Raw genomic sequence first — 18,166 nt, forward strand, 5'->3', positions numbered from 1 at the left:
CGTGCTGTGGGAGGTCGACGCCGATGAGTCCGACGAGCCCCTCCGTCTCCCTCCCTTCACCCAAGGAACGGCGCCGGCTGCGTGAGGCCCTCTCCTTGAGCGAGGACCAGGTCGCGGAGGCCCTGGGCGTCACCCGGGCCACCGTCCGCGCCTGGGAGACCGGCCGCAGTTCCCCCAGAGGGCGCAAGCGGGAGGCGTACGCGAGGCTGCTCGGCGTGTACGAGGAGCCGACCGCGCCCCGCACGGAGAAGCCCGCCCGCCCCTCGCCGGCGGGCACCCGCCCGCGACCCGCCGCGAAGGGCGCCGCCCGGCCGCCGAAGACACCCACGGCGCCGTCGGCCGCGACGGCCGCGACGGCCGCGAGGCCGACCCAGGAGCCCGTGGAGCCCCACCGCCCGTGGGAAGCCGCCCAGCCGCCGGAGGAGCGCCTGAAACCGGACCGCTCGCGCGCCGGTTCCGGCCGGCACGCCCGGACTCCGACTGACGGGAACGCAGGCGCCGGCACGGCACCCACGCCGGAGGCGACGGACGGACCCGCCGCGGACGCGGCGAGGGCCGGCACGGAGGGTGCAGGAGCGGTCGGCGCAGACGCGGGTGTCGACGGCGCGGAAGCGGTCGGCGCAGGCGCGGACGAAGCAGGCGCCGGTGTCGTCGGAACAAGCACCGACGGCGCAGGCGCGGGGGCGGCCGGAACAGGCACGGACGGCACAGGCGCAGGCACGGGTGCCGTCGACGCGGACGCGCGCGCCGGCGCACCCGGCCGCGAGGACGGCGCTGCCGCGGAGGCGGCTGAGGCGGCGGCCGGTGGCCCGGAGTTCACGCCCGAGGCCGCGTTCGACGCGCTCTACGCGTACGCCGCTCCCTCGCTCGTCCACCAGACCTATCTGCTCACGGGGCGCCGCCGGCTCTCCCGCGAGTCCGTCGAGTTCGCCTTTCACCACGCCTGGCAGCACTGGCCCGAGGTCGCCGTCGACCGCGACCCGGTGGGCTGGGTGCGCGCGGCGGCGTACGAGTACGCGCTGTCGCCCTGGCACCGGTTCCGGCGCCGCCACCGGCATCCCGACTCCGCGCCGACCGAGGCCTCCCGGCGCGCGCTACTCGGGGCGCTCCTGGAGCTGCCGCCGCCGTACCGCCGTACCGTCCTGCTCTACGACGGCCTCGGCCTGGACCTGCCGGAGACGGCCGCGGAGACCGAGGCGAGCACCCCGGCCGCCGGGAACCGGCTGCTGCACGCCCGTACGGTCATCGGGCAGCGGGTGCCCGAGCTCGCCGATCCGGAGGCGCTGCACCGCCGGCTGGCCGCGCTCGTCGCGGAGGCGCCGACGGCCACGCTCCCCGCGGCGCGCGCGGTGCGGACGGGCAGCGAGCGGCGGTCCCGGCGGCTGACGCGGACGGTGATCGGGGTGACGGCGGCACTGATCTGCGTCACGGCGGTCACCGCGGCGACCGCGCCGACCCAGTACATCCCCGTGATCGCACCGGGCGAGGTCGTCGAGGGCGTTCCGGTACGCGGTGGCCCGCAGAAACTCGGCCCGGAGGACCGGAAGCTCCGCGACCGGCTGCGCACGGCCCCCCACCCGGGCCCCGAGCGGCTGGTCCCTGCCGCCGAGTAGGGCGGCGCGTACGCGAGTGGGGCCCGCACCCCCCGGTCTCCCCGGTTGGGGGGGGCCCCTCCCGTGTGGTTGTCGCGCGTCAGCCCGCGAGGATCGCGCGCGCCAGCTTGGCGGTCTCGGTCGGGGTCTTGCCGACCTTCACACCGGCGGCCTCGAGGGCCTCCTTCTTCGCCTGGGCGGTGCCGGAGGAGCCGGAGACGATGGCGCCGGCGTGGCCCATGGTCTTGCCCTCGGGCGCGGTGAAGCCCGCGACGTAGCCGACGACCGGCTTGGTGACGTTGGCCTTGATGAAGTCGGCCGCACGCTCCTCGGCGTCGCCGCCGATCTCACCGATCATGACGATCAGGTCGGTGTCCGGGTCGGCCTCGAAGGCCGCCAGGCAGTCGATGTGCGTGGTGCCGATGACCGGGTCGCCACCGATGCCGACGGCGGAGGAGAAGCCGATGTCGCGGAGCTCGTACATCATCTGGTACGTCAGCGTGCCGGACTTCGAGACCAGGCCGATGCGGCCCGGCTTGGTGATGTCGCCCGGGATGATGCCGGCGTTCGACTGGCCCGGGGTGATGAGACCGGGGCAGTTCGGGCCGATGAGGCGGGTCTTGTTGCCCTTCTCCACGGCGTACGCGTAGAACGCGGCGGAGTCGTGGACCGCGATGCCCTCGGTGATGACGACGGCGAGCGGGATCTCGGCGTCGATCGCCTCGACCACGGCGGCCTTGGCGAAGGCCGGCGGGACGAAGAGGACCGAGACGTTGGCGCCGGTCTCCTTCATCGCCTCGGCGACGGTGCCGAAGACCGGGACCTCGGTGCCGTCGAAGTCGACGGTCGTGCCGGCCTTGCGCGGGTTCACGCCGCCGACGATGTTGGTGCCGTCACCCAGCATGAGCTTGGTGTGCTTCATGCCCGTGGCACCGGTCATGCCCTGGACGATGACCTTGCTGTCCTTGTTGAGGAAGATAGCCATGGCTGTTCTGTCCCTCTTCCCTTACTTCGCAGCCGCGAGCTCGGCGGCCTTGTCGGCCGCGCCGTCCATGGTGTCCACACGCTGCACCAGCGGGTGGTTGGCGTCCGACAGGATCTTGCGACCCAGCTCCGCGTTGTTGCCGTCGAGGCGCACGACGAGCGGCTTGGTGACCTCGTCGCCACGGGAGGCGAGGAGCTCCAGGGCCTGCACGATGCCGTTGGCGACCTCGTCACAGGCGGTGATGCCACCGAAGACGTTGACGAACACGGACTTGACGTCCGGGTCGCCGAGGATGATCTCCAGGCCGTTCGCCATGACCTCGGCGGAGGCGCCGCCGCCGATGTCGAGGAAGTTGGCCGGCTTCACGCCGCCGTGGTTCTCACCGGCGTACGCGACGACGTCCAGGGTCGACATGACCAGGCCGGCGCCGTTGCCGATGATGCCGACCTCGCCGTCGAGCTTCACGTAGTTGAGGCCCTTGGCCTTGGCAGCAGCCTCGAGCGGGTTGGCTGCGGCCTTGTCCTCGAGCGCCTCGTGCTCGGGCTGACGGAAGTCGGCGTTGGCGTCCAGGGACACCTTGCCGTCGAGGGCCAGGATGTCGCCGGAGGCGACCTTGGCCAGCGGGTTGACCTCGACGAGGAGGGCGTCCTCGGCGATGAAGGTCTTCCACAGGGTCACGAGGACCTCGGCGACCTTCTCGGCGACCTCGGCCGGGAACTGGGCCTGGGCGACGATCTCACGGGCCTTCTCGATGTCGACGCCCTTGTTGGCGTCGACCGGGACCTTCGCGAGCTTCTCGGGGGTCGTGGCGGCGACCTCCTCGATGTCCATGCCACCGGCGACGGAGGCCATGGCGAGGAAGGTGCGGTTGGTGCGGTCGAGGAGGTACGAGACGTAGTACTCCTCGACGATCTCCGGAGCGGTCTCCGCGATCATCACCTTGTGGACCGTGTGGCCCTTGATGTCCATGCCCAGGATGTCCGTCGCGCGGGCGACGGCCTCTTCCGGGGTGGCGGCCAGCTTGACGCCGCCGGCCTTGCCGCGGCCGCCGACCTTGACCTGCGCCTTGACGACCGACTTGCCGCCAAGCCGCTCCGTCGCAGCGCGCGCCGCCTCAGGCGTGTCGATGACTTCACCGGCCAGCACCGGTACACCGTGCTTGGCGAAGAGGTCCCTCGCCTGGTACTCGAACAGGTCCACGCGCGTCCCTTTTCTAGATGATCGCGGTTCGTTGTCTGCGTGGGCGTGCCGCGAAGGGCAACGTGACTGCGCTGTCACTAGGGAGGCGTACACGGTGTCCGTGGACGCGGCATGTCCGTCTCGCAGGTTATCCCCGAGGGACGTGGGTCCCTAAATCGCAGATCACAACCTGGCGGTGATACGGGTCACAGAACGTAGGCGCGGTGAGGCGGTCCGGAGTGGTGACCGCGGACGCCCGGCAGGGCCTCGGGGCAGGCGGGGTGCGGGGATCGGGCGCCTCACGGCGCGCCGGGCGGAGAGGTGAGGGCCGTGCGGCCGGTGGTGTGATATGGGCCTCAGTGACAGGGGGCGCGCCCGTCCGGGTGGTCGCGCGGCGACGGAATCCGCACCGCTCCGCCACCGTATCCGCACCGCGCAGCCCGGGCCTCGGTCCGGTCGGACCGCGTCCCGGGTCGGGTGGCCCGGGCCTCGGTCGGGTGGCTCAGGCCTCGGGTATCGGCAGCGGGCGCTTCTCCAGGGCGGCGGCCATGACCTCGGGGAAGAGGTCGGGGGTGCAGGCGAAGGCGGGGGCGCCGAGCGCGGCGAGGGCGGCGGCGTGCTCCCGGTCGTAGGCGGGAGCGCCCTCGTCGGAGAGGGCGAGCAGGGCGACGAACTGCACGCCCGAGGCCTTCATCGCCGCGACCCGCTTGAGCATCTCGTCGCGGATGCCGCCCTCGTAGAGGTCGCTGATGAGGACGACGACGGTGTCGGCGGGGCGGGTGATCCTCGACTGGCAGTAGGCGAGCGCCCGGTTGATGTCGGTGCCGCCGCCGAGCTGGGTGCCGAAGAGCACGTCGACGGGGTCGTCGAGCTGGTCGGTGAGGTCGACGACGGCCGTGTCGAAGACGACCAGGCGGGTGGCGAGGGAGCGCATGGAGGCGAGGACGGCGCCGAAGACGGAGGCGTAGACGACGGAGGCGGCCATGGATCCGGACTGGTCGACGCAGAGCACGACCTCCTTCTTCACCGCCTGGCTCGCCCGGCCGTACCCGATCAGCCGCTGGGGCACGACCGTGCCGTACTCCGGGAGGTAGTGCGCGAGGTTGGCGCGGACGGTGCGGTCCCAGTCGATGTCCCGGTGGCGCGGGCGGCTGATCCGGGCCGAGCGGTCGAGGGCGCCGGTGAGCGTCGCGCGGGTGCGGGTGGCGAGCCGCTTCTCCAGCTGGTCGACGACCTTGCGGACGACGGCCCTGGCGGTCTCCCTGGTGGTCTCCGGCATCGCCTTGTCGAGGGAGAGCAGGGTGCCGACGAGGTGGACGTCCGCCTCGACCGCCTCCAGCATCTCGGGCTCCAGGAGCAGCGTGGCGAGCCCGAGCCGGTCGATGGCGTCGCGCTGCATGACCTGGACGACGGAGCTGGGGAAGTACGTGCGGATGTCGCCGAGCCAGCGGGCGACGGACGGCGCGGAGGCGCCGAGTCCGGCCGTGCGGTCCCCGCCGGTCCGCCGGTCGCCGCCGCTCGTGCCGCCGTAGAGGGCGGCCAGGGCGCCGTCCATGGCGGCGTCGGTGCCGCTGAGGGCGCGGCCGGTGCCGTCGGCCGCGCCGCCGCCGAGGACCAGCCGCCAGCGGCGCAGCCGCTCGTCGTCCGTGCCGGTGCGAGTGCCGGTGCCGGTGCTGGTCATGCGGGTGCCTCCGTACCGAGGATGAGGTGGAGCAGGGGCAGGACGTCGTCGGCGCGGCGCTCGTCGAGGACGGTGGCGAAGCCGGGGGTGACGGCCGCGGCGCCGGCGGAGCCGCCGGTGGCGGGGCCGCGGGCGACGAGCTCGCCGAGGGTGCGCCGGACGCCCGGCTCGTATCCGCCGAACGTGCGCCGCAGCAGCGGCAGGACGTCGGTGAACGCCTCCGCGGACACGCCGCCCAGCCAGTCGTCGACCAGGCCGAGCAGCCGCTCGTCGTGGACGAGGAGCAGTCCGCCGCCGGAGGCGCCGCCGACGAAGCCCTCGATCCAGCCGGCGGCGTCGGCGGGCGGCGTCCCGGGCGAGAGCGCGAGCCCCATCAGCCGCGCCGCCTCGTCCACGCCGACCCGGCCCTCGTCGAGCAGCAGCCGGGCGGCCCGGCCCCGCAGCACACCGGGCACCCGGTCGCGCACGGTGAGCCGCCGCAGCACGGCGGCCCACCGCTCACCGAGCCCGGCGGCGGGGGCGGGGGTGGTCGTGGCTGTGGCTGTGGCTGTGGCTGTGGCCGTGGCCAGGCTCTCCGCCGCCTCCGCCGGCTCAGATGGCTCCGGCCGGCCGGTGGACCGGGTCGTCAGAAGGGTGATCGCCGTGTGGACGGCGTCGAGGCGGTCGCGCATCTCCGCGGCGGCGTCGGAGTCCAGGGCGGCGCAGGCGGGCGGCAGGCCGACGCATATCCGTTCGGCGAGACCGGCGGCGACCTCGCCGAGCGCGGTGGTGTCGGTGGCGCGGACGTCTCCGTAGCGCAGGGAGCGGGCGAGGGCGGGCAGGGCCTGGGCGAGGTGGGCGACGTCGGTGTCGAGGGCGGCGCGGTCGGCGAGCGCGCGCAGGACGGCGGGCAGGGCGTCGGGGAGTCCGGCGAGCAGGCACTGCTCGGCGAGCGCGGTGATGGAGGCGAGGTCGTCGACGGCGGCCGCCTGCGAGCGTGCCCTGGCGGTGGCGGCCGCCTCGACGGTGGTGCCCCAGACGCCCGCCTCGGCGACCTGCACGTGGAGTTCGGGTTCCCAGCGCAGCCGCCAGCTCTCCCGGAACGTTCCGGTGGAGCCGCGGCCCGCGACGGGGCTGCCCCAGCCGACCCCGAGCAGCCGGAGCCGGTGCAGGAGCCGGCTGCGGGCGGCGTCGTTGTCCTTGCGCAGGTCGAGGTCGAGCTCGCGCTCGTACGCCTCCGGTTTGAGGCGCAGCCGGCGCTGGAGCCGGTCGAGGTCGCGCTGGAGCGGCACGGCGGGGGCGCCGGCCGGGACCGTGCCGAGGACGTCTCCGACCACGAGCCGGTCGCGCACCAGGTTCAGCGGGACCTCGGAGCCCTCGCACATGACGGCGCGGACGGCGTCGGTGGTCTCGCCGAGGCCGGGCAGCGGGCGGCCGCGCAGGACGGCCAGGGTGTCCGCGAGCCGTACGGCCTCGATGACGTGGGCGGAGGAGACGGACAGGTCCTCGTCCCGCAGCAGGCCCGCGACCTTGGTCATCCAGCGCTCGACGGGCCGGTCGGGCGCGGAGAACAGGTGGGCGTACCAGCCGGGGGCGTCGATGCCCGCGCCGTAGCCGGAGCGGCGGGCGAGCCGGCGGTGGGTCCAGGGGACCCAGGTCAGCTCGGCCTTCACCTTGGGCAGGCCCTTGAGCAGGGCGCGGTCGGCGGTGACGGTGGTCCGGCGGCGCAGGGCGGGCACGTGCCAGGCGCCGCAGACCACGGCGACGTCGTCGCCGAACTCCTTCTGGGCGGCGCGCAGCCCTGTCCGCATGTGCGCCTCGCGCACCAGGTCCCGCGGGTGGCCGCCGTGCCCGTACGCCTCGCGGAGCGCGCCCATCGCCTCGGCCACGGCGTCGAACGGGGCGAACGGGTCGGCGGCGCCGCGCAGTTCGATCACGTCCTCCCACCAGCGCTCGGCGTCGTCGTAACCGGCGGTGCGGGCGAGCTCCGCGATCGGGTCGACGCGGAGCTCCCGGCCGCCGGCCGGTGGCGCCCCGGTGAACTCCTCCCCGTCGTCCCAGGTGGGGTCGAGGGCGGCGAGGGTGTGGGCGGCGGGCAGGTCCACGAAGCGGACCTCGGCGCCGTGGGCGAGGGCCCAGCGGATCGCGGTCCACTCGGGCGAGAACTCGGCCATCGGCCAGAACGCGGCCCGGCCCGGGTCGTCCACGGCGTGCGCGAGCAGCGCGACCGGGGGCCGCATCTCCTCGTGGGCGGCGAGCTCGACCAGCGCGTCGGCCTCGGGCGGTCCCTCGACGAGCACCGCCTTGGGCCGCCCGGCGTCGAGCGCCGCGAGCACGGCCCGGGCGGATCCGGGGCCGTGGTGCCGCACACCGAGCACGAGCGGCCCGGTCAGGGACGGCGCCGGCCGGCCGAGGGTGCTCGCGGCCGTCTCCACGGCATCGGCGGCGTAGGCGGCGACGGCGGGGCGCGTCATGCGCTCACCTCGCGGCAGGCGCGGTAGAAGTCCTTCCATCCGTCTCTCTCACGGACCACCGTCTCCAGGTACTCCTGCCAGATCACCCGGTCGGCGGCCGGGTCGCGGACCACCGCGCCGAGGAGCCCGGCGGCGACGTCGGCGGAGCGGAGCACACCGTCGCCGAAGTGGGCGGCGAGGGCGAGGCCGCCGGTGACGACGGAGATCGCCTCGGCCGTGGACAGCGTCCCGGAGGGGGACTTGAGCTTGGTGCGGCCGTCCGTGGTGACGCCGTCGCGCAGCTCGCGGAAGACGGTGACGACCCGGCGGATCTCGTCCACGCCGTCCGGCACGGCCGGCAGGTCGAGCGAGCGGCCGATCTGGTCCACGCGCCGGGCGACGATGTCCACCTCGGCGTCCGGCGTCGCGGGCAGCGGCAGCACGACGGTGTTGAAGCGGCGGCGCAGCGCGCTGGACAGCTCGTTGACGCCGCGGTCGCGGTCGTTGGCCGTGGCGATGAGGTTGAAGCCGCCGACCGCCTGCACCTCCTCGCCCAGCTCGGGGATCGGCAGGGTCTTCTCGGACAGGATCGTGATGAGGGTGTCCTGCACGTCGGCGGGGATGCGGGTCAGCTCCTCGACGCGGGCGGTCATGCCCTGCGCCATGGCCCGCATGACGGGACTGGGGACGAGGGCGGCGCGGCTGGGGCCGTGGGCGAGCAGCTGCGCGTAGTTCCAGCCGTAGCGGATGGCTTCCTCGGGCGTGCCGGCGGTGCCCTGGACGAGCAGCGTGGAGTCGCCGCTGACGGCGGCGGCGAGATGCTCGGAGACCCAGGTCTTGGCGGTGCCGGGCACGCCGAGCAGGAGCAGGGCGCGGTCCGTGGCGAGCGTGGTGACGGCGACCTCGACGATGCGCCGCGGGCCGACGTACTTGGGCGTGATCACCGTGCCGTCGGGCAGCGTGCCGCCGAGGAGATAGGTGGCGACGGCCCACGGGGAGAGCCGCCAGCGTGCGGGTCGCGGCCGGTCGTCGGCGGCGGCGAGCGCGGCGAGTTCGTGGGCGAAGGCGTGCTCGGCGTGCGGCCGCAGGGCCCCGTCCGCGCTGGTGGTCGTGGTGGTTTCGGGCAGGGTCATGAGTCCCCCTCCAGATCGTTCGACCTGCTGTGCGACCCACGGTGCACCATGCCACTGACATTCGGTCGCGGTCGGTGGAAATGCCAGGTCAGGGCCACGGCGAGGCCGTTGTCAGTGGCGACCCGTACGGTCGTTCGCATGACTGAGCAGGGGGTGCGCTGGACGTCGGAACAGGTGCTGGCACTGGCTCCTGACGCCGCGTCGCGCAAAGCGGGAGGCAAGCTGGGTTCGCCCGGCCCGTGGTCCGGAGCGGGCTGCGACGGCCGGGCCGTCTGGGGCCTGTGCGCGGGCAGCGGGAAGACGCCGTACCGCACGGTCGTGGACACCACGGGCCCGGCGTACGCGTGCGGTTGCCCGAGCCGGAAGTTCCCGTGCAAGCACGCGCTGGGACTGCTGCTGCTGTGGGCGGGGGACGCGGCAGGGACGGCGGTGCCGACGGCCGGCGAGGCGCCCGGCTGGGCGGCGGACTGGCTCGCGGGCAGACGTGCGCGGGCGGAGGCGGCGCGGGCGGAGACGGGCTCCGGGCCGGCCGACCCGGAGGCCGCGCGCCGCCGGGCGGAGCGCAGGGCGGCGCGAATAACGTCCGGCGCGCGGGAGTTGGAGCAGCGGCTCGCCGATCTGCTGCGCGGCGGGCTCGCCTCGGCCGAGCAGGCGGGGTACGGGCTGTGGGAGGAGACCGCCGCCCGCATGGTCGACGCGCAGGCTCCGGGACTCGCCGGCCGGGTGCGCGAGCTGGGCGCGGTCGCGGGCTCGGGGCCCGGCTGGCCGGTGCGGCTCCTGGAGGAGTGCGCGCTGACCCATCTCCTCGACCGCGCCTGGCTGTCGGTGGACGCGCTGCCCGGCCCGCTGGCCGCGACCGTCCGCGGCCGGGTCGGCCTGCCGGTCTCGCCGGAGGGTCCCGTGCTGCGGGACCACTGGCTGGTGCTCGCCCAGTACGACACGGCGGACCCGCGTCTGACGACCCGCCGCATCTGGCTGCACGGCCGGTCGACCGGGCGTACGGCCCTGGTCCTCTCCTTCGGCGCGGCGGGCCGCTCGCCTCAACTGGCCCTCCCGGCCGGTGTCGTGGTCGAGGCCGGGCTGCGGCCCTACGGATCGGGCGGCGGACTGCGCGCCGAGCTCGTCGAGCAGTCCGGCACCACCACGGCCTCCGGTCCGCCGCCCGCGGGCACTCGCGTCGCCGACGCCCTCGCCGCCTACGGCCGCGCGCTGCGCGAGGACCCGTGGCTGGACACCTGGCCGGTGACCTTGTCGGACGTGGTCCCGGCACGGGCGGAGTACGGCTGGCAACTGGCCGACGCACGGCCGCACGCGGGCACCGCGGGCCGCGCCGGCGGCACGGCGCCCGACGAGCGGGACGCCGTACCGCTGACCCGCGCCGCCCAGGCGCATCCCGGGCTATGGCGGCTGGTCGCGCTGTCCGGAGGCGGGCCGGTGAGCGTGTTCGGCGAGGTGGGGCACCAGGGGTTCACTCCGCTGGCCGCCTGGTCGCCGGACGAGCCCGGCGAGACGGTGCCGCTCACCTGACGCCTCCCACCGCTGCTCCCGCCCCGACGACCCACCGACCGCGTTGACCCGAACACCTCTGGAGGAGTCCATGGACGCCTGGGAAGAGCTCGTCACGTCGGCGCTGCGGGGCACCGACCGGAAGCCGTTCGCGCACGGCAGCGGGGACACGGCGCCGGTCGCGCTGCTGGACGCCGCCGCCGTGCACACCGTACGGCGCAGAGCGGGGCTCCGCCCCGGACCGGCCGCCGCGCCGCTGGAGGCCGCGCCCGAGGACACCCGCGAGCCACTGCCCGCGGCGGCCCGGCGGCGGCTGGGGCAGCTGCTCGCGGGCCGGGCCGCGCCCGCGCCGTCCGGGGGGCGGCGCGGGGCGGCACCGGACCTTGCCGAGCTGCTGCCGCAGTGGCTGGCCGCCGCCAACGAGCGGGGCTACCGCGCGCCCGCCGCCGCACTGCCCGCGCTGCTCGACGCCGCCCGGGCCCGGACCGACCTGCGGCCCCAGGCGCTGGCCTTCGCCGGACCGCGCGGGCTGTGGCTGGCCCGGCTGAACCCGGAGTGGAGGTTCGCGCTCCGCGGGGCGGCCGGCCCGGGCGGCGGGGCGGGGGGCTCGCTGCCCGACCCGGCCGACGGGGACGCGGTCCTGGCGCTGTGGGAGGAGGGTCTGTTCGCGGAGCGGGTCGCGCTGCTCGCCGCCGTACGGGCCGACGACCCGGCGCGGGGCCGGGAGCTGCTGGCCTCGACGTGGGGGGCGGAGCGGGCCGAGGACCGGCTGATGTTCCTGGACTCGCTGCGGGCGGGGCTCGGTCCGGCGGACGAGGAGTTCCTGGAGGCGGCCCTGTCCGACCGCAGCCGCAACGTCCGCGCGACGGCCGCCGAGCTGCTCTCCGCCCTGCCGGCGTCCGCGCTCGCCGCGCGGATGGCGGAGCGGGCCGCGTCGTGCGTGTCCCTGGACCGTACGCAGGGTGCGGAGACGATCGTCGTGGAGGCGCCGCACGAGTGCGACGCGGGCATGCGGCACGACGGGGTCGTCGCCACGCCGCCCACCGGTCGCGGCGAGCGTTCGTGGTGGCTGGGCCAGCTGGTGGAGGCGGCGCCGCTGGACTGCTGGCCCGCGCGGTTCGGCGGGCGCGGCCCCGGGGAGATCGTCGCGCTGCCGGTCGCGGACGACTGGGGCGCCGAGCTGCACGCGGCCTGGTGCCGGGCGGCCGTACGCCAGCGGAACGCGGACTGGTCGCGCGCCCTGCTCGGTTCTCCGGCGGCACCGCAGGCCAGTGGTCCCGGCACCTCGTCGTTCGCGGAGCGGGCCCAGCTGCTCTCGACCCTCGCGGAGGAGGAGCGGGCCGTCTGGGTCGCGTCCTTCATAGCGGCACACGGCCTGTCGGAGGCCTTCCAGCTGCTCGGCGTGTGCGCGGTGCCGTGGGCGGAGCCGCTGGGCCGGGCCGTCGTCGACGCGCTCGACATCGCACGGGACGCGGGCAGCTACCCGTGGAGCTTCAGCGGGGTGATGGGGCTCGCCGAGCGCTGTCTGTCCCCGGCCGCGGCGCCCCAGCTCGCGGCCCTCACCGCGCTGGCCGCGGAGCCGGAGGACGCCTCGCCCGGTGCCGCCGGCTACTGGTCGGAGGCCTTCCAGCGCCTGGTCTCCACCCTGGAGCTCCGCGCCGCGATGCACGCGGAACTGCGGGCCCCGGACGCGGCGGCTTGAAACGGCGGGGCGGGGCGGGGCCAGCGGGGCAGGGCTGCCGGGGCGAGCGGGGCTGCGTGCCAGCCGTGCCCAGCCGCGTCCCGCCCTGCCCGGGCCCCCGGCCCGGGCCCGGGCCAGCCCTGCCCCCGCCGTACCGAAAGGTGTCAGGCCGCCACGCGCACGTTGGCGTTGACCCAGTCCACGATGGACGCCGTCGTCGCGCCCGGCGTGAAGATCGCCGCCACGCCCTTCTCCTTCAGCGGGGCGATGTCCGCGTCCGGGATGATGCCGCCGCCGAAGACCTTGATGTCCTCGGCGTCGCGCTCCTTCAGGAGCTCGAGCACCTTCACGAACAGCGTGTTGTGCGCACCCGAGAGGATCGACAGGCCGATGGCGTCGGCGTCCTCCTGGATGGCGGTGTCCACGATCTGCTCCGGCGTCTGGTGGAGGCCGGTGTAGATGACCTCCATACCGGCGTCGCGCAGCGCGCGAGCGATCACCTTGGCCCCGCGATCGTGGCCGTCGAGACCCGGCTTGGCGACCACCACGCGGATCGGACCGGTCACACCCATCACTGCCTCCACATGCGACCCCCGCGCTTCGTTGCCGGGGAGGTGAACGAACGTTATCGCCAGCATCCCGCACGCGCCCGTTTCGCGGTGGACAGCGAGGGGGAAATCACACGTGGGACATTGTTCGCTCCCCGGAGGAGCCGCCGCGGAGTGTGCCGTACGTCCGCGCCGCCTGTCGTGCGGCACGGAGTGCGGCGCACCGCCGTACCGGACGGAGGTCGGCGATGGAGTTCTTCCCCACCGCGTTCGCCGACCGGATGAAGGCCACCGCCCTGGAGATCGCCGTCCTCGCGGGACATCTGGTTCTCTACCCCTCCGGACTCGTGGGCGAACGTCGCACCGCGCCTTCCTCGGCCTCTGGTGACGGCTCCCCGCCCGGTCCCGGCGCGGCCGCCCGTCCAGTCGTGCTGCTGCACGGCTTCGTCGACAACCGCTCGGTCTTCGTCCTGCTGCGCCGCGCCCTCGCCCGGCACGGCCGTGACAGGGTCGAGTCGCTCAACTACTCCCCGCTCACGTGCGACCTGCGCACCGCCGCGGAGCTGCTCGGGCGCCGGGTGACGGAGCTCCTCGACCGCACCGGCCACACCGAGATCGATCTCGTGGGCCACAGCCTCGGCGGTCTGATCGCCCGCTATTACGTACAGCGCCTCGGCGGTGACGCGAAGGTGCGCACGCTCGTCATGCTGGGGACCCCGCACTCCGGGACGGCCTTCGCGCCACTGGCCTTGGCGGACGCCCACCCGCTGGTGCGCCAGATGCGCCCGGGTTCGGAGGTGCTGCGCGAGCTCGCGGGCCCGGCGCCGGGCTGCCGCACCCGCTTCGTGAGCTTCTGGAGCGATCTGGACCAGGTGATGGTCCCGGTGGAGACGGCCCGCCTCGACCATCCGGACCTCACCGTCCAGAACGTGCGCGTGAGCGGCATCGGACACCTCGCGCTGCCGGTGCATCCCACGGTCGCGACCGGCATCCTCCGCGCCCTGGACGACGGGGCGCCGGCGACGGACGCGCGGGACGGTTCGACCGGCGCCGCCTCGGTGGCGTGACGGCACCTCTGACGGACCCGGCCGGCTCACCGGCGCCTCCCCCTGACGGACCGCCAGAGGGTTTCCGTTCTTCGAACGTTCTTCGAACACAGGGCCAAGGCTCTCCCCACAACCCGCCGAAAGGCGGCCGATTGCCCGTTTCCTGGCGGCTCGAAACCCGCCGAAGATTGTCCGCCGCGCGTACCGCCGGGTACAGTCACGCCACTGCTTGACCCCCTGCTGCCGAGGCGAGAGAGAAGTTGGTGAACGACCAGCACCCCCACGCCGGGTACGTCACGGACGCCACCCAGACCACGGGCAGCTTCGCCGTCGACCCACTGTTCGGCACCTATGACGCCGGATACGAAGCAGGTCAGAGCGGTCAGAGCGGTTACACCGACTACAGCGCCGGATACGACGGCTACAGCGGGTACGGCGAGCAGAGCGGCTACGCCGCCGACTACAGCGGCCAGGGCCAGTGGGACACCGGCTCGTACGGCTCGTACACCACCACCGGCCAGTGGGACGCGAGCGCGTGGACCGAGGCCCAGCAGACCGGCCAGTACGAGACGGCGGCGCAGTTCGCCTCGTACGACTCCACCGGCACCGGCCAGTGGACGACCCCGGCGGGCTACGAGACCGGCGCCTACGACGCCACCGCCTGGAACCAGGCCTCGCCCGAGCCGGTCGTCCCGCACCAGTACACCCCGGAGCAGTACACCCCGGAGCACACCGCCGAGTTCTCCGCCACCGAGTTCTCCGGCGGCGACTACTCCGCGCCGGAGTTCGCCACCACCGAATACCCCGCCGTCGCGGAGTACGACGCCGACGACCACTACGCCTACGACACGTCGTACGACACCGCTTACGACACGGGCTACGACGAGCCGCAGGCGCAGCAGGGCCCGCAGCCGGAGCGCGACACCTTCCACGACGCCGAGACCATGATCGCCCTGGAGCTCGACGGCGCCGACCTCGATCCGGACCGGGCGGCCGCTCCGGCCCCGGGTACCGAGCTCCCCGCCCGCCCCGTACGCCGTTCCGGCGGCGGCGGCCGCGGCCGGCGCCGTACGCCCGCCAAGCGCTCCGCGCTCCTCACGGTCGCCGTCCCCTCCGCCTGCGTGATGGGCGTCGCCGGCATCGCCGCCGCCTCCGTGAGCGGCCTCACCGACGGCGGTGCCGACCAGAAGGACGACACGACGTCCCTCGCCGCCGCCGACCCGGCCTCCGTGAAGCAGGTCGCCGCCAACAGCAAGCTGGACACCCAGCTCGCCGCGCTCAGCGCCGACGCCCGCGACTTCGGCGACCGTGCGAGCCGCACCCAGGAGCGCATCGACCTGAAGCTCCGCCAGGAGGCGGAGAAGAAGAAGCGCGAGGAGGAGGCGGCCCGCCGGGAGGCCCTGCGCCCCAAGTTCATGCTGCCGGTGAAGCTGCACCAGCTCAGCGCGCGGTACGGCCAGTCCGGCGTCAACTGGATGTCCGTGCACACCGGCATCGACTTCCCGGTCCAGTACGGCACGCCCGTCATGGCCGCGACCGACGGCACCGTCCGCACCCAGTGGAACAGCGCCTACGGCAACATGGCGATCGTGACCGCTCCGGACGGCACCGAGACCTGGTACTGCCACCTCAGCAGCACCAAGATCCGCTCCGGCAAGGTCAAGGCCGGCGAGGTCATCGCGTACTCCGGCAACTCGGGCAACTCCACCGGCCCGCACCTCCACTTCGAGGTCCGGCCCAACGGCGGCTCGGCGATCGACCCGCTGGCCTGGCTGCGCGGCCACGGCCTCGACCCGACCAGCTGAACCCGTACACACGAGGAGGGGCCCCGGCCGACACGGCCGGGGACCCCCCCCGTCAAACGGAGTGAGCACCGGTGGGTGGGTAAAGAGTCTCAAACAGCGCGGAACACCAAAACAGGCGCTCCGGGTTCTCGTCGCCGAAGTCGATCGTCGCCTGCGCGTCGGCGCCCGCGCCCTGCACCGCCATGACGGTGCCGAGGCCGAACTGGTCGTGCGTGACCCGGTCGCCGACCTGGAGCGCGATCACCGGCTTGTCGGTGGTGCGCCGGGTCGCGAAGCCCGAGGGGCCGGAGCGGGAGCGCGACGAGGACAGCGCCGACGTGATGCCCGAGGTCGGCCCGGCGGGCTTGGCCATCGGGCCGGTCCGCTTCCACTCCAGGTAGGTGGCGGGGATCTCCTCGAGGAAGCGCGAGGCCGGGTTGTACGAGGGCTGGCCCCACGCGCTGCGCATCGCGGAGCGGGTCAGGTAGAGGCGCTCGCGGGCGCGGGTGATGCCCACGTACGCCAGCCGCCGCTCCTCCTCCAGCTCCTTGGTCTGGCCGAGGGCGCGCATGTGCGGGAAGACGCCGTCCTCCATGCCGGTGAGGAAGACCACCGGGAACTCCAGGCCCTTGGCGGTGTGGAGGGTCATCAGCGTGATGACGCCGGAGCCCTCCTCGTCCTCGTCGGGGATCTGGTCGGAGTCGGCGACGAGCGCGACCTGCTCCAGGAACTCGGCGAGCGAGCCCCCTTCCTCACCGCGCTCCTGCTCGAACTCCAGGGCCACGGCCGCGAGTTCCTGGAGGTTCTCGATGCGGGTCTCGTCCTGCGGGTCGGTCGAGGCCTGCAGCTCGGCGAGGTAGCCGGTCCGTTCGAGCACGGCCTCCAGGACGACGGCGGGTCCGGCGCCCGAGTCGACGATGGTGCGCAGCTCCTCCATGAGGGTGTTGAAGCGCTTGACGGCGTTGGCGGAGCGGGCCGCCATGCCGTACGCCTCGTCGACCCGCTTGAGGGCCTGCGGGAAGGTGATCTTCTCGCGCAGCGCGAGGGCGTCGATCATCGCCTCGGCGCGCTCGCCGATGCCCCGCTTGGGCACGTTGAGGATGCGGCGCAGCGGCACGTTGTCCTCGGGGTTGGCGAGGACGCGCAGGTAGGCGAGGACGTCACGGACCTCCTTGCGCTCGTAGAAGCGCACGCCGCCGACGACCTTGTAGGGCAGTCCGACGCGGATGAAGATCTCTTCGAAGACGCGGGACTGGGCGTTGGTGCGGTAGAAGACCGCGACGTCGCCGGCCTTGGCGTCGCCCGCGTCCGTGAGCCGGTCGATCTCGTCGGCGACGAACTGGGCCTCGTCGTGCTCGGTGTCGGCGACGTAGCCGGTGATCTGGGCGCCGGCGCCCGCGTTGGTCCACAGGTTCTTGGGGCGGCGGGACTCGTTGCGCTCGATGACGGCGTTGGCGGCGGACAGGATCGTCTGGGTGGAGCGGTAGTTCTGCTCCAGCAGGATCGTGGTCGCGTCCGGGTAGTCCTCCTCGAACTGGAGGATGTTGCGGATGGTCGCGCCGCGGAACGCGTAGATCGACTGGTCGGCGTCGCCGACGACGCACAGCTCGGCCGGGGCCAGGTCCTCGTATCCGGTGCCGACCAGCTCGCGGACGAGGGTGTACTGGGCGTGGTTGGTGTCCTGGTACTCGTCGACGAGGACGTGCCGGAAGCGGCGGCGGTAGTGCTCGGCGACGTCCGGGAAGGCCTGGAGCAGGTGGACCGTCGTCATGATGATGTCGTCGAAGTCCAGCGCGTTGGCCTCGCGCAGCCGGGCCTGGTACATCCGGTAGGCCTCGGCGAGGGTCTTCTCGAAGCCGTCGGCGGCCTGGTCGGCGAAGGTCTCCTCGTCGATCAGCTCGTTCTTCAGGTTGGAGATCTTGGCGCTGAAGGACTTCGGCGGGAACCGCTTCGGGTCGAGGTCCAGGTCGCGGCAGACCAGCGCCATGAGGCGCTTGGAGTCGGCGGCGTCGTAGATCGAGAAGGAGGACGTGAAGCCGAGCTTCTTGCTCTCCCGGCGCAGGATGCGCACGCAGGCGCTGTGGAAGGTCGAGACCCACATGGCGTTGGCGCGCGGGCCGACGAGCTGCTCGACGCGCTCCTTCATCTCGCCCGCGGCCTTGTTGGTGAAGGTGATCGCCAGTATCTGGCCGGGGTGGACGTGCCGGGTGGCCAGGAGGTGGGCGATGCGGTGGGTGAGCACCCGGGTCTTGCCGGAGCCGGCGCCCGCGACGATGAGCAGGGGGGAGCCGGTGTGGACGACGGCGGCGCGCTGCTGCTCGTTCAGCCCGTCCAGGAGCGCGGCGGGGTCCACGACGGGCCGGTGGGCGCCGTCGCGGTAGTACGCGTCCCGGTCGGCCGGGGGCACGTCGAAGTGCTCCCCGAAGAGGTCGTGCGGAACCTCCTCCGCGGCCGGGGCGCCGTGCTCGTCGTCCTCGGGCAGGGGCGGAGGCTCCTCCGAGGAGTGGTTCTGGAGGCTCGCCAGGAAGCTGTCGTCAAAGAGGCTGTTGCTCATCGCCTCACGAGTCTAGGACGCCGGACTGACAGTCCGCTCCTGTCC

12 protein-coding genes are annotated in these 18,166 nt (G+C 74.0%); 5 read left to right on the plus strand and 7 right to left on the minus strand.

The genetic code is table 11. The annotated features are described in order from the left end of the window. Positions 1–23 precede the first annotated feature (23 nt). Positions 24–1,613: a sigma factor-like helix-turn-helix DNA-binding protein gene (locus ACFWJO_RS21050; RefSeq protein ID WP_386867206.1), complete on the plus strand. Its 1,590-nt coding sequence runs from the start codon at positions 24–26 to the stop codon at positions 1,611–1,613. A gap of 79 nt (positions 1,614–1,692) precedes the next feature. On the opposite strand, the gene sucD is transcribed toward ACFWJO_RS21050, so the two are convergent. The 5 genes from sucD to ACFWJO_RS21075 form a co-directional block, all read right to left on the minus strand. Further along, positions 1,693–2,577 carry a succinate--CoA ligase subunit alpha gene (sucD, locus tag ACFWJO_RS21055; protein ID WP_386867208.1) on the minus strand — a complete coding sequence of 295 codons (885 nt, stop codon included), beginning with the start codon at positions 2,575–2,577 and terminating at the stop codon, positions 1,693–1,695. A gap of 21 nt (positions 2,578–2,598) precedes the next feature. Then, complete coding sequence (gene sucC, locus ACFWJO_RS21060; RefSeq protein WP_384422894.1) at positions 2,599–3,777, minus strand: ADP-forming succinate--CoA ligase subunit beta; 1,179 nt, start codon at positions 3,775–3,777, stop codon at positions 2,599–2,601. A 481-nt stretch (positions 3,778–4,258) separates the two neighbouring features. After that, positions 4,259–5,437, minus strand: coding sequence for a VWA domain-containing protein (locus ACFWJO_RS21065; protein ID WP_386867211.1), 1,179 nt, complete (start codon positions 5,435–5,437; stop codon positions 4,259–4,261). After that, entirely contained in the window at positions 5,434–7,890 is a 2,457-nt protein-coding gene (locus ACFWJO_RS21070; protein WP_386867213.1) for a DUF5682 family protein, read from the minus strand. The genes ACFWJO_RS21065 and ACFWJO_RS21070 overlap by 4 nt, the downstream gene beginning before the upstream one ends. Continuing rightward, positions 7,887–9,002, minus strand: a complete 1,116-nt coding sequence (locus tag ACFWJO_RS21075) for an AAA family ATPase (RefSeq protein ID WP_386867214.1) — start codon at positions 9,000–9,002, stop codon at positions 7,887–7,889. The genes ACFWJO_RS21070 and ACFWJO_RS21075 overlap by 4 nt, the downstream gene beginning before the upstream one ends. A gap of 138 nt (positions 9,003–9,140) precedes the next feature. Here ACFWJO_RS21075 and ACFWJO_RS21080 point away from each other — a divergent pair, with 138 nt between their 5' ends. After that, a complete protein-coding gene (locus ACFWJO_RS21080; protein ID WP_386867216.1) occupies positions 9,141–10,529 on the plus strand; it encodes an SWIM zinc finger family protein in 1,389 nt (462 codons plus the stop codon). A 70-nt stretch (positions 10,530–10,599) separates the two neighbouring features. Next, complete coding sequence (locus tag ACFWJO_RS21085) at positions 10,600–12,210, plus strand: DUF5691 domain-containing protein (protein ID WP_386867218.1); 1,611 nt, start codon at positions 10,600–10,602, stop codon at positions 12,208–12,210. 143 nt (positions 12,211–12,353) lie between these two features. Here ACFWJO_RS21085 and ACFWJO_RS21090 read toward each other — a convergent pair whose 3' ends face one another. Beyond that, positions 12,354–12,761, minus strand: a complete 408-nt coding sequence (locus ACFWJO_RS21090) for a cobalamin B12-binding domain-containing protein (protein ID WP_128976030.1) — start codon at positions 12,759–12,761, stop codon at positions 12,354–12,356. A gap of 224 nt (positions 12,762–12,985) precedes the next feature. Here ACFWJO_RS21090 and ACFWJO_RS21095 point away from each other — a divergent pair, with 224 nt between their 5' ends. Both ACFWJO_RS21095 and ACFWJO_RS21100 read left to right on the plus strand, forming a co-directional pair. Then, the gene (locus tag ACFWJO_RS21095; protein ID WP_386867221.1) at positions 12,986–13,804 is read left to right on the plus strand and encodes a lipase family alpha/beta hydrolase; all 819 of its coding nucleotides are present in this window, start codon (positions 12,986–12,988) and stop codon (positions 13,802–13,804) included. A gap of 242 nt (positions 13,805–14,046) precedes the next feature. Further along, entirely contained in the window at positions 14,047–15,588 is a 1,542-nt protein-coding gene (locus ACFWJO_RS21100) for a peptidoglycan DD-metalloendopeptidase family protein (protein ID WP_386867223.1), read from the plus strand. A 52-nt stretch (positions 15,589–15,640) separates the two neighbouring features. On the opposite strand, the gene pcrA is transcribed toward ACFWJO_RS21100, so the two are convergent. Further along, a complete protein-coding gene (pcrA, locus tag ACFWJO_RS21105; RefSeq protein ID WP_386867225.1) occupies positions 15,641–18,121 on the minus strand; it encodes a DNA helicase PcrA in 2,481 nt (826 codons plus the stop codon). Positions 18,122–18,166 lie beyond the last annotated feature (45 nt).

Origin of the sequence: Streptomyces sp. NPDC127092 (genome assembly GCF_042722475.1) — a bacterium.
Taxonomy (GTDB): Bacteria; Actinomycetota; Actinomycetes; order Streptomycetales; family Streptomycetaceae; genus Streptomyces.

Coding starts and splice junctions, on each gene's coding strand:
- ACFWJO_RS21050 (WP_386867206.1), top strand. CDS start 24: ATGAGTCCGACGAGCCCCTCCGTCTCCCTCCCTTCACCCAAGGAACGG.
- sucD (WP_386867208.1), bottom strand. CDS start 2,577: ATGGCTATCTTCCTCAACAAGGACAGCAAGGTCATCGTCCAGGGCATG.
- ACFWJO_RS21065 (WP_386867211.1), bottom strand. CDS start 5,437: ATGACCAGCACCGGCACCGGCACTCGCACCGGCACGGACGACGAGCGG.
- ACFWJO_RS21070 (WP_386867213.1), bottom strand. CDS start 7,890: ATGACGCGCCCCGCCGTCGCCGCCTACGCCGCCGATGCCGTGGAGACG.
- ACFWJO_RS21075 (WP_386867214.1), bottom strand. CDS start 9,002: ATGACCCTGCCCGAAACCACCACGACCACCAGCGCGGACGGGGCCCTG.
- ACFWJO_RS21080 (WP_386867216.1), top strand. CDS start 9,141: ATGACTGAGCAGGGGGTGCGCTGGACGTCGGAACAGGTGCTGGCACTG.
- ACFWJO_RS21085 (WP_386867218.1), top strand. CDS start 10,600: ATGGACGCCTGGGAAGAGCTCGTCACGTCGGCGCTGCGGGGCACCGAC.
- ACFWJO_RS21090 (WP_128976030.1), bottom strand. CDS start 12,761: ATGGGTGTGACCGGTCCGATCCGCGTGGTGGTCGCCAAGCCGGGTCTC.
- ACFWJO_RS21095 (WP_386867221.1), top strand. CDS start 12,986: ATGGAGTTCTTCCCCACCGCGTTCGCCGACCGGATGAAGGCCACCGCC.
- pcrA (WP_386867225.1), bottom strand. CDS start 18,121: ATGAGCAACAGCCTCTTTGACGACAGCTTCCTGGCGAGCCTCCAGAAC.